The following is a 15,279-nucleotide window of genomic DNA, read 5'->3' on the forward strand; positions in this document are numbered from 1 at the left end:
AACCACCGTTCGACGCAGGCTGTGTGATGTTGGCAATCATCTCGTCGGACAATTGAACAAGGGCCTAATCTTTTCCACGGGTTGGCCGACAGAAGGGTATGCGTGCACCAAAATGGAGCGGATCCAATCTCCAGCTCTTGCGGCTACATGGAACTGCCAACCGGAATGCACCCCCATCCCCTGCATAAGAAGTCCCTCCATGAATCTTAAGTTCAGCCACAAAATCCTCTTGGCCGCCTCAGGTGTGGTGGTGTTGGCTTTTGCCCTGTTCACGCTCTACAACGATTACCTGCAACGCAATACCATCGGTCGCAGCCTGGAATCCTCCATCGAGCAATCCGGTGACCTGACGGCCAGCAGCATCCAGAACTGGATGAGCGGGCGGGTGCTGGTGTTGGAAAACCTGGCTCAGAACATCGCACACCAAGGGGCGAGCGCCGATTTGCCTGGGCTCGTGGACCAGCCGGCGTTGACCTCGAACTTCCAGTTCACCTACGTGGGCCAGAACACCGGCGTGTTCACTCAACGACCTGACGCGAAGATGCCCGACGGTTACGACCCGCGTCAGCGCCCTTGGTACAAACAGGCCGTGGCCGCCGATAAAACCATGCTGACCCCACCCTACGCGGCGGCAGTGGGCGGCCTGGTGGTGACCATTGCCCTGCCGGTCAAGCACAACGGTGAATTGTTGGGCGTGGTGGGTGGTGACCTGAGCCTGGAAACCCTCGTGAAAATCATCAACTCCGTGGACTTTGGCGGGATCGGTCATGCGTTTTTGGTCAGTGGCGACGGCCAGGTCATCGTCAGCCCGGACAAAGACCATGTAATGAAAAACCTCAAGGACATCTACCCCGGCACCCCTGTGCGTATCGGCAAGGGCATCCAGGAAGTCGAGCTGAACGGGGAGGACCGCATCCTTTCGTTCACCCCGGTGGCAGGTTTGCCGGGCGCCGAGTGGTATATCGGCCTGTCGATCGACAAGGCCAAGGCCTACGCACCGCTGAGCCATTTCCGTACGTCTGCGTTGATTGCGATGTTCATTGCAGTGGCTGCGATTGCGTTGCTGCTGAGTCTGCTCATCCAGGTGTTGATGCGCCCGCTCACCACTATGGGCCGCGCCATGCAGGACATCGCCCAGGGTGAAGGCGACCTGACCCGGCGTCTCGTGGTGCAGGGCAAGGACGAATTCGCGGTATTGGGAGGGTCGTTCAACCAGTTCGTGGAACGTATCCACGCGTCGATCGCCGAAGTGTCTTCCGCCACGCGTCAGGTGCATGACCTGTCGCAACGGGTGATGACATCTTCCAACGCCTCCCTGGTTGGATCGGATGAGCAGAGCGCGCGCACCAATAGCGTGGCCGCCGCGATCAATCAGTTGGGCGCCGCGACCCAGGAAATCGCCCGTAACGCCGCCGATGCCTCGCAACACGCCAGTGGCGCCAGCGAGCAAGCGGACGATGGTCGTCAGGTGGTGGAAAAAACCATCCAGGCCATGACCGAGCTGTCACAGAAAATCAGCCTGTCGTGCACCCAGATCGAAACCCTGAACGCCAGCACCGACAACATCGGGCACATCCTGGACGTGATCAAGGGCATCTCCCAGCAAACCAACTTGCTAGCCTTGAACGCCGCCATCGAAGCGGCCCGTGCCGGTGAAGCCGGACGTGGTTTTGCGGTGGTGGCCGATGAAGTGCGCAACCTGGCGCACCGCACCCAGGAGTCGGCTGAAGAGATTCACAAGATGATCACCTCGCTGCAAGTCGGCTCCCGTGAAGCGGTGACCACGATGAACGCGAGCCAGGCTTCCAGCGAGGAGAGCGTGGAAGTGGCGAACCAGGCCGGCTTGCGCTTGGTCAGCGTGACCCAGCGCATCGGCGAAATCGACGGCATGAACCAATCCGTGGCCGCCGCGACCGAGCAACAGACAGCCGTGGTGGAGACCCTCAACATGGACGTCACGCACATCAATACGTTGAACCAGCAAAGCGTCGCCAACCTCAACGAAACCCTGAAGGATTGCGATGCCTTGTCGCAGCAGGCCAATCGATTGAAGCAACTGGTGGACAGCTTCAAGATCTGACGGACCCGATCCCCCGTGGCGAGGGAGCTTGCTCCCGCTGGCCTGCGCAGCAGGCCCCTGCAAGCCTGCAGGCGGACCGCGTTGGCTGGCTTTACGCCTGCTGCGCAGCCGAGCGGGAGCAAGCTCCCTCGCCACGGGTGTGGGTTGTCTGGGCTGATGCCATCGCGAGCAGGCTCGCTCCCACAGGGTTTTTTGGTCAGGCGAACATCTTCACCACATTTCCCATCGCCTCATCGGCGAACCCTTGCAGGAAATCCCTGAACCCTTCCCGTGTGTGCACCTCGGTGTGGTCGGCGATGATGGTCCAGGTGGCGCGGCAGCGGCTGTCTCCCAGGGGCTCGACGCGCATCGCCGCCCAGAGGTTGTCGATGCCGAGGGTGTTGTAGATCAGCGTCCAGGTCATGTGCATGGCCTGGTCATCGCGGCTGTTGAGTTGCTCCACCACCAGGTTTTGTCCGTCGCGGAAGAATTTCTTGCGCAGCGAACGCACGCCGTCGCCAGTCATTTCGATGTATTCAAGGGCTGGAATAAAGCGGTTGAACCCGCCGAAGTCGCCCACCACTTCCCAGACGCGCGCGGCGTCGGCGGGCACTTGCACCGAGGTTTCGACATGGCAGGCTTGAGGGTTCTTGATCAGGGTGTCGGGTTGAAAAGCACTCATGGTCTTGCTCCTTGCGTGGTGTTGGGTTGCTTCAGATGAAATCGATGGCCTTGAGGTAATCAGCACCGCGGCGCAGCAGGGCCGGGGACTTTTCCGGGTAACGGGTGCCCATCTGCCTCACGCCGGACCGGGCGTTGTCATGGCGGATCAGGGAGATGTCGCCGATGTCCTCTTCGAAGCCGTTGAGGTAGAAACCCAGCACGCCGAACAGCGCGTTGTCGGTATCGACCCGCGCCAGCTGCTGTTGCCAGTCCGCGACACTGACCAGCGCGAATTCCCGGCCACTGTCGCGGAACGACGCCACATAGGCGTCCCAGCTCAAGGGTTCGGGGTTGTGCAGGTTGAACACGGCCTGGTTGGGTTGGTAACGGCTGGCGTGGAAGGCGATGAAACGGGCCAGGAAGTCCACCGGCATCAGGTCGAAATTGAGCGACAGATCCGGCACCTGGCCGAGCTGGATCGATCCCTTGAGCATCAGCATCAAGCGGTTCTTGTGGGGCTGGCAGACCCCGGTCTGGCTGTTGAAGCTGATGTTGCCGGGACGGAACAGATTGACCCGGACGCCAAGGTCCCGGGCCCGTTGCAGAATCCGCTCGCCGACCCATTTGGACAGGTTGTAGCCATTCTTGATGTAGATCGGCGGTGTCCTTGCTGCTGGCTGCTCCAGCACCTGCCCATTAGCGTCCAGGGTGCTGGAGGCCGACAGCGTCGAGACGAAGTTGAAGATTTTCTTGCTGCGCCCTTCGCACAGCCGCAGGCATTCGAAGATGGGCTCGACGTTGTCCCGCGCCAGGGACTCGTAGTCGAGCACGTGATTGACATGGGCGGCGTTGTGCACCAACGCGCCGAACGTGCTGTCGATCCGCTGGTAGGTGTCGTCCGGCAAGCCCAGTTGTGGCTGGGTGATGTCGGCGGCGTAGACGCTGACACGGCTCAGGTCCAGATGCTCCAGGCGATTTTCCCGCAGGGCCTGGGCGAACCGCTGGGCCGCGCTTTGCCCGCCGGATTCACGCACCAGGCACGCCACTTCCGTGGCCCCCCACGCCAGCAACGCTTCGACGATATGCACGCCGAGAAAACTGTTGGCGCCGGTCACGACCACTTTATGCACATCACCGCTCTGGCTGATGGGCAGTGGAGCGAGGTTGAGTTCGGCTTCGGCGTCGATGAAAGCCTGGGGGCTCAGCGAGGGTGCATCGCTCTGGTCGGGGGCATCGAGCAACTTCGCCAAGGTGATCAGCGTCGGTGCTTCAATGAAGCGGTTGATCGACAGGCTGCGACCGAACGTCTGCCTGAGACTCAACAGCAGCTGCGAAAGCAGGATCGAATGCCCGCCAAGGTTGAAAAAACTCTCGTCGGTGGCGATGTCCTCGGCTGGCAACTGCAGCAGCTCGGCCCATAGCTGTCGGAGCTGGGTTTGCAATGCATTTTGTGGCTGGCGCCCTTGAGCTCCTGCCTGGACCGATCCCGCCGACGCCAGCAATGCCCGGCGATCGACCTTGCCGTTGCTGGTGTAAGGCAGGCTGGGCAGCTCTACATAGGCCGCCGGGTGCATGTAGCTCGGCAGCGAATCCTGCACATGCTGGCGCAAGGCGTTGAGGGCCGCGCCGGGTCGATCGTCCACGGGGTTCGCCAGGAACGCCAGGATCCGCCGGCGCTCGTCGACCCCCACCGCCACCTGGCGAAACACTTGGCTGTCGCGCAGGCAATGCTCGATCTCCTCGGGCTCGACCCGAAAGCCGCGGATCTTGACCTGGTTGTCGCGGCGGCCGCACAGCTCGATCCCGTCGTCGGTCCACTGGCCGATATCCCCCGTGCGATAGACCCGCAGCGCTTGCTCGTTGGGCAGCGTCAGGTCGAGATAACGGCTGCTGGTCAGCACTGGATCGTTCAGGTACCCCAGGCCGACTCCAGGCCCTGCGATGTACAGCTCGCCGGGTGTGCCCTGGGGCACCGGTTGCAAATGTTCGTCGAGGATGAGCACGCGGGCATTGCCGATGGGTATACCGAGGTTGCGGTTGTTATCGCCCACGGCGAATTGCCGCGTGGTGGCCAATACCGTGGTTTCCGTCGGGCCGTAGATATTGTGAAACCGGCACTGCGGCGCCAGTCGCTCGATCACGTACGGCTCGCAGACGTCCCCGCCAGTGATCAGGTGCACCAGCCCCAATGACGCCTCCAGCGGCATGACGCTCAACAGCGCGGGCGGCAGGAAGGCATGGCTGACGCGCTGTTCACGCATCAACGACTCCAGTCGCTGCGGGTCGCGGCGCTGATCCTCGCTGGGCACCACCAGCACTCCGCCTTGGATGAAGGTCGGCAAGATGTCCAGCAACGATGCGTCGAAGTTGATGGTGGAAAACTGCAACGCTCGGCTGTCGCGCCGCAGCTCGACATGATCTGCGTACCAGGCGCAGAAATGGCTGAGGTTGCGGTGGCTGAGCAGGACCCCCTTGGGCTGGCCGGTGGTGCCGGAGGTGTAGATCGCCACGGCTGGTTCGTCGGCATTCACCACGCGGCGAATCGTCGAGGCCGGGAAGCCAGGCTTGGACGAAGATAGCCGATGGACATTCAGCATCGGCGTCGGGCTATCGCCCAGGTCGCTGTCGCCATCGTGCAACAAGAGATCGGCCTTGGCGTTGTCGAGGATGAACCGCCGGCGTTGCGCCGGGTGTTGCGGGTCCAGCGGCAGGTACACCGCCCCGCACCCCAGCACCGCAAGAATTGCAGCATACAGCTGCGCGGATTTGGGCAGGCACACGGCGATCACCCGTGGATGATCGGTTGCTCTTCCCAGGCTTGCCGTTATGGCCTCCTGCAACCGCAACACCCAATTGCGCAAGGTCCTGTAGTCGATGAGCTGACCCTCGACCCACAGGGCAGGCTGCGATGCGTCGTCGAGCATGCGCTGCTCGATGCTGTGCATGACAGGCATTTTTGCAGCCGCCAGCAGCCAAGGTACGGCGGGCCGGTTAAGGCAGTGTTTGAAGGCCAGCGGCTCCAACGCATCGAGCCCGTGCTCGGGTTGGTCGATGGGCTCGTGCGGGGCCGTCGGCCACTGATCGAAACCGTGCTCATCGCGTGACAGATGACTGACCAGCCGTGCGCCGTGCTCGACGATTGCCGTTATTGCCTGCTGGCGCAGCGACTGGCCGTTGCCGTCGCTCGGCGTGGTGATCACTTCGTGGACCAGCAGTCGCTGCGCTGCGTCACGGAAAAACACCACCGGCCGCGGCAATGCCTGGCCGGGCGCTTCCTGGAATGCCACGCGCAGCCGGAGCTCAACACCAGCCTCGATGGTCCCTGGCGCCGTACCATCGTCGATCAACAGGTCGATCGCGCGGTCGCCGGCCGGTGATTGTGGACCCACGACGGCGTGGCCGTGTCGTTCAAGTTCCCGGGCCAGTTCGGCCAGGGCCTGGCTGTGGCCAGACATTGCGATTTCGAGGCGTCTCATCGGAAGGTCCTCATGGGGTCAGGTAGTCGGCCAGGGCATCGCGCACGCAGGCTGACGCCAGCATCGAGCTGCCGCGGAAGAACCGCGTGATGTTGCCCACCAACGGGTGAAAACGGTTGATGGGATAAGCCAGCGCCCGGGCGTCTTCGCGCAGCGACTGGCGTGCCGATTCGTCGATCGGCAAGTGGTTGATCAGCTCGAAATCGAACGCCTGCTGCAGGTCGCTCGCCAGGTAATCGGCGATGAAACCGGGCATCAGCCGCGCAATCATCTCGCGGTCCTCTTCGGGCGCGGCGCGCCAGTAAATCTGTACCAGCCGCGTCCAGAAACCGGAGTGGCGTCCCTCATCCTGCAGGTGATCGGCCATGAGCCCCTTGATCGAGGCCTTGACCGAGTCGTCCCGGGCAAAGGCTGCCACTTCGTTGGTCACGGTGTTTTCGGCGATGGCGATGCAGACCAACTCCACGGCGCTGAGCAGATGCTCCGGTGTTCGCGCCAGCGTGGCCGGAATGGCACGGCTGAGCTCGATCTGCTGGGGCAACGGGATCGGTGCGATGCCGGTCATGTCGATGGTTTGCTGCATGAAGTCCATCGCCACCAGCGCGTGGTAGTCCTCGTCCACCACCACGGTCATCGCGTCATAGCGACAGGCGAACGGAAACTCGATGCCAAAGCGGTTCTTGGCGATGCGCCGGGCGGTGTGATCCACCAGCTCGGTCTCGAAAATCACCACGTCGTTGATGAACTTGTAGAGACTCTGCACCAGGACAAAATCACGCAATTGCGGGCAATGGGTCAGGAAGGTCTGGCTGTGCACCATGGGTTGGCGGCTCATGGGAAAGATCAGCTTGTCGTCATCCTCGACCCGGCGCCGTGGCCGGGTACGGATCGTCGCCCGGCTTTCCCAGGCGTCGGCGAATGATTGGTATTGAATGGCGTTCATGGCGTCACCTGCGCAACCGGCTGGGTCATGCTCAGGCGCAGGCCATCCCACAAGGCTGTGCGGCTGTGGACGGCAGCGAGGGCAGCGGCGAGGACCTCGCGCTCGCGCTGCGGGTCGCCATCGATCAGCCGCGCCAGCAATTTTTCCGCCGCCGGGCCGTGGTCTTCGGAGTCCACCTCGATATGGCGTTGCAGGTAATAACGAAACGTCGGTGCCTGATCCAGGCCGATACCCCAGGCGTCCAGCATCCGCTGGAACATCTGCGGGATGACGCTTTCGCGCCCATGCACGAACGCGGCGGCCACGCTGTGGGCCGGGGCGTGCAGGGCGGTGTGCAGGGTCTGGCGCACGAAGCGCGCGGCGGCCGGTTCTACCTCGACGCTGTCCAGCGCGGTTTCGGGGCTGACGCCTTCTTGCTGCAGGGCGATGAATTGTTCAATCGCCTGGGTGTCCGCGCCTACCTCGCGCATGGCGTCCAGATACAGTTCGAAATGGCTGCAATAACCGGCACCGGGACGGTCGTCGGATTCTTCTCCCAGGACGATTTCGTTGATCAGACGCGCGGCATGGGGGTCGGCGGGTGGCAGCCACGGCAGTTGGATGCAGGTCAGTTCCCTTTGCAGCCGCTTGGTCAGGGACATGAAGTCCCACACGGCGAAAACGTGGCTTTCCATAAAACGGCGCAACAGGTCGATTGATGTTATTTCGGAAAAAACCGGGTGTTCACCAAGTTCGTGTTTTTTCAGAGATAGTTGTTCTTTGGTTGGCTGCATTGGAACGTCCTCATCAATATTGTTTGTCCGGAAAGTTGCTCGCCTGTTTTTGTCGGGGCGAGCGAGTGCGCGAACCGGAATCCATGTTCATTTGGAACTTTTAACTGATGCCTGCTTGTGGCTGTGCGGCTTGCTACAGGCGCATGCCATGGTGTCTGTGGGCGTCGATAGCAACTCGACGAGTAAAAAATTAGTACAAGTTTCAAACGCTTCGCAAGTTATTTTTTTTATATTTAAAGCGGCGTTTTTATTGGGCGCGAAGAGGGTGGTTAAAACTTTGTTTATAAGTTTTATTGGCGCGAAGTTGCTCCTTCCGATTTATAGCGATCAGAATCGGATGGTTCGAGTGAATGCCTCACTCGGAGCACTTCAGGGATCAAGGTAAGTAAGAAGTTGATGTTTTATGGGCGGGAACCCGGTCGGACCTCCAGGTCATCCCCGCCAGTTGGGCGGCGCTCCTTGCGTGATGGCTTCGATTCGCCTGGCTATTGCCGGACGCTGACTCTTCAGGTCTTTTTTCGAACCGATAAACGCAAGAGTGAGCCCAAATCGACGGCAGTTCCATTGAACTGATGCAGCGACGCATCGCGGCCACGGTCAAGCCGTGCCCTGCTGGCAATCTCGGGTGTAGGAAGGATGTGTAAGAAAGTGCTACGCCGGCCAGGCGGCCGGCGCTGGGGCTGCGGTTCGGCTATTGCTTCAAGTACAGGCGCATGGTGGCCGAGGCTTTCTCGAGGTGCTCTTCAAGCAGATGAACCGCTTGGTCGATGTCTTTGGCTACCGCCGCGGCAAGTATCGCGCGATGGTCACACTGGGTGAGCTCACCCAAACCCATGGTCGAAAGGTGAAAGCGCAGGAAACGTTCTTCTTCATTGAGCTCATGTTCGATCAGGTCCAACAGCTTGGCGTTGGGCGCCTTATGGTAAAGCGACATGTGGAATAGACGGTTGAGCTTGGCGATCTGTGCATAATCAACTTGGCCTTCCAATTGCTCGATGTATTCGGCCGCCATGGCCAGGTCATTGTCGTCTAGCAGGGGAATGGACAAGCGCAGGGCGAAGGCTTCGAGGACCGACCGCAAAGCGTAGGTTTCGACTGCATTGCTGGTAATCAGCGGGGCTACCACCGCGCCCTTGTGCTGGACCACGTTGAGCAATGACTGCGCTTCGAGCTGGCGCAACGCTTCGCGTACCGGCATGCGGCTGACACCGAACAGGTCTGCCAATTCCTGCTGGCGCAACGCTGTGCCGCTTGGCAGTCGCCCGTCGAGAATGGCTTCGCGCAAAGCGCTTTCAATGATTGCGCGGGCCTGGGCAGCGGGGATGGGCCCGTTGACCTGAATAGTGCTGAGTGGTTTGGGCTTCTGTGTCACGACAACACCTGACTGTAGTCACAATGATTGGATCCAAGGCAACATTAGTTACAGAATGCCAAGCCGTCAAAATCTCGCGGCCTCGGTTCCTGAACTAAAGTTTAGACTGCTTGCGGTGATTGCAACCTGCCATTGTTTTTTGCCGGTCCAGGCTGCACCATCCAACGAATTTTTCCAACGGCCCTTTTCGGACGTATTTCCCTTGGCTGCACCTTCCCCGGTCCTCAGGTCCTTGCGCTGGCTGTGTTCGGCATTTTTGCTGGCAGGCCTGATGCTGGGCGGCCTGCGAGCCGACTGGGACTTTGCGCAGATAAGCCGGCGGGCGCAAGCGTTATATGGACCGCTGGGCGACGGGCAGCAGCGGATCGACGCGTGGCAGCAGTTGCTGGCAACCCAGAAGCAGATTCCTGAGCTTGCACAGCTCAAGGTGGTGAACCTGTTCTTCAACAAACAGGTGCGCTACGTGGAAGACCTCGATTTGTGGCATGAGACCGATTATTGGGAAACCCCGATCCAGGCCCTGTGGAAGGGCGCGGGCGATTGCGAGGACTACGCCATCGCCAAGTATTTCAGCCTGCGCCATCTAGGGGTTTCCAGTGACAAGCTGCGCATCACCTACGTCAAGGCGTTGCGGCAGAACCGCGCGCACATGGTGCTGACGTATTACGCCACCCCCGATGCCATGCCGCTGGTACTCGATAGCCTGATCGACGGCATCCAGCCGGCCAGCCAGCGAACCGACTTGCTGCCGGTCTACTCTTTCAATGCCGAAGGGCTGTGGCTGTCAGGCAAGGGCAACAAGAAAGTGGGCGACACCAAGCGCCTGTCCCGGTGGCAGGATGTGTTGAAGAAAATGCAGGCCGAAGGTTTCCCGGTCGAGACGACTAACTAGGAGCACGCGCTCAGATGTCTTTGTTCAAACAGCTGTTGATCGCTATCTGTCTGTTCCTGGTGGTTGCCTTCAGCGGCAGCTTCATGGTCAGCCTGGAGAGTTCGCGGACCCAGTACGTCAATCAGCTGCGTTCCCATGCCCAGGACGCGGCCACGGCGCTGGCGCTGTCGTTGACGCCGAACATCGACGACCCGGCGATGGTCGAGCTGATGGTCAGTTCGATCTTCGACAGCGGCTACTACGCCAGCATCCGCGTGGTCGACGTGACAAACGACAAGACCCTGGCCGAGCGCACCGGCACCCCGGATGCCGGCAATGTACCGCAGTGGTTTATCAAGCTCATCGGCCTTGAGCCGGCCGGCGGCGATGCGATTGTCAGCCGCGGTTGGGAACAGGCGGCGCGGGTCGAAGTGGTCAGCCACCCGATGTTCGCCCTCGCCAAGCTGTGGCAGAGCGCGCTGGGCAGTCTGGGCTGGTTGTTGCTGTGCGGCGCCGTGAGCGCGGTGCTGGGAGCCTTGCTGCTGCGTCGCCAGCTCAAGCCGCTGGACTACATGGTTCACCAGTCCCACGCCATCGCCCGACGTGAGTTTTTGAGCCTGCCGGAGCTGCCGCGCACACCTGAATTGCGGCGTGTGGTCCAGGCGATGAACCAGATGGTCGAGAAGCTCAAGGCGCTGTTCCAGGAACAGGCCGAGCGCAGTGAAAAACTGCGGGTGGAGTCCTATCAGGACAACCTCACGGGGCTGGCCAATCGACGGTATTTCGAGATGCAGTTGCATGCGCGGGTGAGCAACCCGGAACAGGCCAGCTCCGGTTATCTGTTGTTGTTGCGGGTCAAGGACCTCGCCGGTCTGAACCAGCGGCTGGGCGGGCAGCGCACCGATCAGTTGCTCAAAGCCGTGGGCGAGCAGTTGTCGCGTGAGTGCGCTCGCTACCCGGAAACCCATAACCTGGTGACGCGGATTCGCGGTGGGGAGTTCGCGGTGCTGGCACCCGGGCTGGTGCGCGAGGAGGCGCTGCAGCTGGCGCAGAATCTGGAAGGCGCGTTGGCGAGTTTGCACGCCACCGGCGCGACCGACGTGGCATCGGTGGCGTCCATCGGGCTCGCTCCGTTCGTTCATGGCGACTCGCCGCAGGCAGTGCTCCAGCTTGGCGACCAGGCACTGGCCCAGGCCGAAAGCCAGGGCGAACCCGGCTGGGCCTGCCTGGAGCATAGCGCGTCCGCCAGCGTGGGCGATGATCACCACGCCTGGCACCAACTGCTCGATCAGGCCCTGGGCAATCAACGCTTCGAACTGTACTTCCAGCCGGTGGTGGCGGCCCAGGACACCCAGGTCGTGCTGCACTACAAAGTGCTGTCGCGGCTGCTTGACGACCAAGGCCAGACCATCCCCGCCGGACGCTTCCTGCCTTGGCTGGAGCGCTTCGGCTGGACCGCGCGCCTGGACCGCTTGATGCTCGAACAGGTGCTCAAGCAGATGGCCGGGCACGAACAATCCCTGGCGCTCAACCTGTCCTCCGCGACCCTGGCCGATCCTCAGGCGTTGAACAAGGTCTTTGAAATCCTGCGGGCTCACTCCAACCTCGGGCCGCGCCTGACCTTGGAGATTGGTGAAGAGCAACTGCCCGAGCAAGCGGTGTTGGAGCAGTTGACCCGGCAGTTGCGCGAGCTTGGTTTTTCCTTGAGCCTGCAGCGCTTTGGTGGGCGGTTCAGCATGATTGGCAACCTGTCGCGGCTGGGGTTGGCCTATCTGAAGATTGACGGTAGCTACATTCGTGCGATCGACCAGGAAAGTGACAAGCGTTTGTTCATCGAGGCCATCCAGCGTGCTGCTCACAGTATCGACCTGCCGTTGATTGCTGAGCGGGTGGAGACGGAAGGGGAGTTGGCGGTGATTCGTGAGATGGGGTTGTTTGGGGTGCAGGGGCAGTTGGTGGGTGAGCCTAAGCGTTGGGGGTGAGGATTGCTTGGTGAGGCGGGATATGCCCTTGTGAATGCGTACATATCCATTTCTTCGGTAACGGCTACTTAGGGTTCCGCCCTTACGGCGGCTTACTTTTTTTCAGACGCCAAAAAAAGTAAGCAAAAAAGGCTTGGCCCCACCACTCGGTGCCTCGCCTAGGCTCGGCATGCCCTCACTCCGGCATTGCTCCGTGGGCCCGCCGCGAAGGGCCATCCATGGCCCAACGCGGCTATCCCGGCATCCATGCCGGGATACCCACTACGCAATGCCTGCGTTCGGCCATCGTGGTTAACGGGGCCTGGCAGATCAAAAGCAAAAGCAAAGCAAAGCAAAGCAAAGCAAAGCAAAGCAAAGCGAAAGCGAGGCGGCGGTATGGCCGACCTGGGTCTCCTGGTCGTACTCCAATTGTGGGAGCGAGCCTGCTCGCGAAGGCGGAGGGTCAGTTTCCGCTGATGTTGAATGTGCTGGCGTCATCGCGAGCAAGCTCGCTCCCGCAGGTTTTTGGGTTGTGTGCAAGGTTGTGAACACCTGCAAACCCATGTGGGAACGAGCCTGATCGCGATAGCGGTGGTTCATCTAAATAAGTGCCGAGATGCTCCTGCTCCTGCTCCTGCTCCTGCTCCTGCTCCTGCTCCTGCTCCTGCTCCTGCTTTGGATCTTGATCTTGATCTTGATCTTGATCTTGATCTTGATCTGGAAGGCCCCGTTAACCACGATGGCCGAACGCAGGCCTTGCGCAGTGGGTACCTCGGCATGGATGCCGAGGTAGCCGCGCTGGGCCATGGATGGCCCTTCGCGGCGGCCCACGGAGCAATGCCGGAGTGAGGGCACACCGAGCCTAGGCGAGGTGCCGAGTGGTGGGGCGGAGCGTTTTTGGTTACTTTTTTGGCGTCTGAAAAAAGTAACCCGCTGTAAGAGCGGAACCGCCAGCAGCCGTTACCGCAGCAACGGATATGCCCCCTCAATTAACGTCCTAGGAGATTTCCTTCGAGTTGAAGCGAACTCGGTGAATTTGTCCGGCGGCTGTCTCGTGGCTAGTCTGAGTTTGTCATCGAAAAAACGGTGACACTGGCGGCAAGCCGGTTAAAAGACGACGCGCAAGCGCTTTATGGCGGTTGTGGGTCGCGCCGGAGGAGCGGGCGATGGATCGGCTGAAGTGCAAGAGCCAGCCTGACAGCCTCGTAATAAACCGAAGACCGCTATCGCGAGCAGGCTCGCTCCCACACTGGATCTGTGTCGAGCCGGAATATAAAGGGTCAACACTGATCTACCGTGGGAGCGAGCCTGAACTGGTCAAGTAATCTTGGACACCGATTAAGGTTCACGCCGCCAACCTTTCCTTCGCGACCGGCGACCGGTAGTCGTTGTAGCTGTGAGGCCTGCTGATGTTGTAGCGCGAGACATAGCGCTGCACGTCTGCCCGGGCCTCATGTTCCAGTTTGTAGCCCGTTTCAGGAACCCACTCTGATTTCAAACTACCAAAGAAACGCTCCATGGGGGCGTTGTCCCAGCACTCGCCTTTACGGCTCATACTTTGCCTAAACCCGTGTTTCACAAGCTCGTTTCGGAATTTATGACTGGTGTACTGACAACCTTGGTCTGAATGAAACAACACATCCTGGGGGTGGCCGCGTAGCTCAACCGCCATGCGTAGCGCTTCGCAGGTCAGGTTGGCATCAGAAATCATCGAGAACGACCAACCCACGATCCTCCGAGCGTACAGATCCAGAACGGCGGCGAAGTACATCCACCGCTTGCCGACCTTGATGTAAGTCACGTCGCCACACCACACCTGGTTAACCGCCGTTACATCAAATTTTCGCTTGAGCACGTGCGGCGCCACCAATGCCTCAACGCCCGGCGACTTGTACTTATGGCGCCTGCGCTGACGACTAGCGATGCCAGCTTCGCGCATCAAACTGCGAGCCATATAACGTCCGATACGATGCCCTTTGGCTTTTAGCTCCTTGGACAAAGTACGTGCGCCGGCCGACTCTCTGGACGCCCTGTGGTGCCTGACCAGCGCGGCTTTGAGCTTGTCCCGTTCAGGATTTGCTCTGCCTTGGCGCTGGCGCCAGGCGTAGAAACTACTGCGGTTGATCCCAAACGCCCGGCAACACCTTTTAACGCCGTATTGCTCGTCCAGCTCATCGATCAGCGTGAATGATCTTTGGCGTCCAAAAGCAGGAGAGCACTGGCCTTTTTTAGGATTTCAATGTCCAGGTCTTTCTCCCTGAGTAGGGCTTTGAGCCTCTGGATTTCTCGCTGATCAGCAGTAATCGCCTTGGCCCCTACCGGGGTCGAACCCAGGCGTTCTTTTTGCACTTGATCGACCCAGCGGCGCAGAGCAGTGGGGCCGATATCTAGGCTGGCACAGACCTCGGTAACCGGCTGGCCTTCATCCAGCACCATGCTGGCAGCCTTGAGCTTGAACTCACTCGAATAAGATTTACGCATATCCAAACACCTCAGATTTGGGCGCTATCATAGCGCCCGATTGAAGTGTCCAAAATCATTAGGCCAGTTCAGCCTGCTCGCGATAGCGTCAGCCCAGACACCAAAAAATTCGTGGCGAGGGAGCTTGCTCCCGCTCGGCTGCGCAGCAGTCGTAAAACCTGCCAACACGGTTTCGCATATAGACGGGCTGGGGCATGCTTCGCAGGCCAGCGGGAGCAAGCGCCCTCGCCACAGGTTCGGTGTGCTGCAGGCAATGGCGCCAGCCTTGGCGGCAGGCTAGATCAACCCCTTCTCATCGTCATCGATCAACCGACTCAACCCACCCAGCGCTTCACGGGCCTGGTTGCGGTCCATCAGCTTGGCCTGGGCAGCTGGTGGCAGGTCGGTGACGCGGATGACGCCTTTGCTGGTCAGCACCTGGATCAAGTCATCGAGTACCCGGATCATCTCCAGGTCGCTCTGTTTGAGTTGCTTGAGGCTGTTTTCTACCGCCTGGTTGGCGAACCAGTCCTGGATCTCATGGTTGTCGGCCGGCAAGGTCTCGGTGGCCTCGGCGTAAGCGGTGGCTTCCACGCGCACCAGCAGGCCTTGTGCATCGCGTTGCACATAAAACATCGGGCATCCCTCATGTATGAAGCGGCGTCATGCTGGGCAGCATAGGCCAACTGGGGGGAGTATGA

Annotated in this window: 11 protein-coding genes and 1 pseudogene; 3 read left to right on the forward strand and 9 right to left on the reverse strand. The window is 60.5% G+C overall.

Translation table 11 applies throughout. The features are described 5' to 3' along the window. Positions 1–199 precede the first annotated feature (199 nt). Positions 200–2,080, forward strand: a complete 1,881-nt coding sequence (locus J3Q04_RS01125; protein ID WP_434608447.1) for a methyl-accepting chemotaxis protein — start codon at positions 200–202, stop codon at positions 2,078–2,080. Positions 2,081–2,276: 196 nt separating this feature from the next. Here J3Q04_RS01125 and J3Q04_RS01130 read toward each other — a convergent pair whose 3' ends face one another. From J3Q04_RS01130 to J3Q04_RS01150, 5 genes are all read right to left on the reverse strand, one after another. Beyond that, positions 2,277–2,741: an SRPBCC family protein gene (locus J3Q04_RS01130; RefSeq protein WP_434608445.1), complete on the reverse strand. Its 465-nt coding sequence runs from the start codon at positions 2,739–2,741 to the stop codon at positions 2,277–2,279. A 31-nt stretch (positions 2,742–2,772) separates the two neighbouring features. Further along, positions 2,773–6,198 (reverse strand): amino acid adenylation domain-containing protein, encoded by a 3,426-nt coding sequence (locus J3Q04_RS01135; protein WP_434608443.1) that lies wholly within the window; start codon positions 6,196–6,198, stop codon positions 2,773–2,775. A gap of 10 nt (positions 6,199–6,208) precedes the next feature. Continuing rightward, positions 6,209–7,141 (reverse strand): diiron oxygenase, encoded by a 933-nt coding sequence (locus tag J3Q04_RS01140; protein WP_434608441.1) that lies wholly within the window; start codon positions 7,139–7,141, stop codon positions 6,209–6,211. Further along, positions 7,138–7,914: a DUF3050 domain-containing protein gene (locus J3Q04_RS01145; protein ID WP_434608439.1), complete on the reverse strand. Its 777-nt coding sequence runs from the start codon at positions 7,912–7,914 to the stop codon at positions 7,138–7,140. The genes J3Q04_RS01140 and J3Q04_RS01145 overlap by 4 nt, the downstream gene beginning before the upstream one ends. Before the next feature lie 691 nt (positions 7,915–8,605). Then, entirely contained in the window at positions 8,606–9,286 is a 681-nt protein-coding gene (locus tag J3Q04_RS01150) for a GntR family transcriptional regulator (RefSeq protein WP_434561302.1), read from the reverse strand. Positions 9,287–9,557: 271 nt separating this feature from the next. Between J3Q04_RS01150 and lapG the strand changes: the two genes are divergently transcribed. Further along, the gene (gene lapG, locus J3Q04_RS01155) at positions 9,558–10,178 is read left to right on the forward strand and encodes a cysteine protease LapG (protein WP_434611685.1); all 621 of its coding nucleotides are present in this window, start codon (positions 9,558–9,560) and stop codon (positions 10,176–10,178) included. Positions 10,179–10,192: 14 nt separating this feature from the next. Continuing rightward, positions 10,193–12,139, forward strand: coding sequence for a cyclic di-GMP receptor LapD (gene lapD / locus J3Q04_RS01160; protein ID WP_420767776.1), 1,947 nt, complete (start codon positions 10,193–10,195; stop codon positions 12,137–12,139). A 687-nt stretch (positions 12,140–12,826) separates the two neighbouring features. On the opposite strand, the pseudogene J3Q04_RS01165 reads toward lapD, so the two are convergent. From J3Q04_RS01165 to J3Q04_RS01180, 4 genes and pseudogenes are all read right to left on the reverse strand, one after another. Then, positions 12,827–12,925: pseudogene (locus tag J3Q04_RS01165) on the reverse strand (nucleoid-structuring protein H-NS); the annotation flags it as partial. Between the two features lie 538 nt (positions 12,926–13,463). Continuing rightward, complete coding sequence (locus tag J3Q04_RS01170; protein ID WP_434611567.1) at positions 13,464–14,300, reverse strand: IS3 family transposase; 837 nt, start codon at positions 14,298–14,300, stop codon at positions 13,464–13,466. After that, positions 14,297–14,599, reverse strand: coding sequence for a transposase (locus J3Q04_RS01175; RefSeq protein ID WP_014717988.1), 303 nt, complete (start codon positions 14,597–14,599; stop codon positions 14,297–14,299). The genes J3Q04_RS01170 and J3Q04_RS01175 overlap by 4 nt, the downstream gene beginning before the upstream one ends. A gap of 276 nt (positions 14,600–14,875) precedes the next feature. Then, positions 14,876–15,214, reverse strand: coding sequence for a hypothetical protein (locus J3Q04_RS01180; RefSeq protein WP_014335964.1), 339 nt, complete (start codon positions 15,212–15,214; stop codon positions 14,876–14,878). Positions 15,215–15,279: the final 65 nt, after the last annotated feature.

Origin of the sequence: Pseudomonas sp. D4-21 (assembly GCF_051132125.1) — a bacterium.
Taxonomy (GTDB): Bacteria; Pseudomonadota; Gammaproteobacteria; order Pseudomonadales; family Pseudomonadaceae; genus Aquipseudomonas.

Excerpts from the sequence above, each read along its gene's own strand:
- J3Q04_RS01135 (WP_434608443.1), bottom strand. The coding sequence starts at position 6,198 with ATGAGACGCCTCGAAATCGCAATGTCTGGCCACAGCCAGGCCCTGGCC.
- lapD (WP_420767776.1), top strand. The coding sequence starts at position 10,193 with ATGTCTTTGTTCAAACAGCTGTTGATCGCTATCTGTCTGTTCCTGGTG.
- J3Q04_RS01125 (WP_434608447.1), top strand. The coding sequence starts at position 200 with ATGAATCTTAAGTTCAGCCACAAAATCCTCTTGGCCGCCTCAGGTGTG.
- J3Q04_RS01140 (WP_434608441.1), bottom strand. The coding sequence starts at position 7,141 with ATGAACGCCATTCAATACCAATCATTCGCCGACGCCTGGGAAAGCCGG.
- J3Q04_RS01180 (WP_014335964.1), bottom strand. The coding sequence starts at position 15,214 with ATGTTTTATGTGCAACGCGATGCACAAGGCCTGCTGGTGCGCGTGGAA.
- lapG (WP_434611685.1), top strand. The coding sequence starts at position 9,558 with ATGCTGGGCGGCCTGCGAGCCGACTGGGACTTTGCGCAGATAAGCCGG.
- J3Q04_RS01175 (WP_014717988.1), bottom strand. The coding sequence starts at position 14,599 with ATGCGTAAATCTTATTCGAGTGAGTTCAAGCTCAAGGCTGCCAGCATG.
- J3Q04_RS01130 (WP_434608445.1), bottom strand. The coding sequence starts at position 2,741 with ATGAGTGCTTTTCAACCCGACACCCTGATCAAGAACCCTCAAGCCTGC.
- J3Q04_RS01145 (WP_434608439.1), bottom strand. The coding sequence starts at position 7,914 with ATGCAGCCAACCAAAGAACAACTATCTCTGAAAAAACACGAACTTGGT.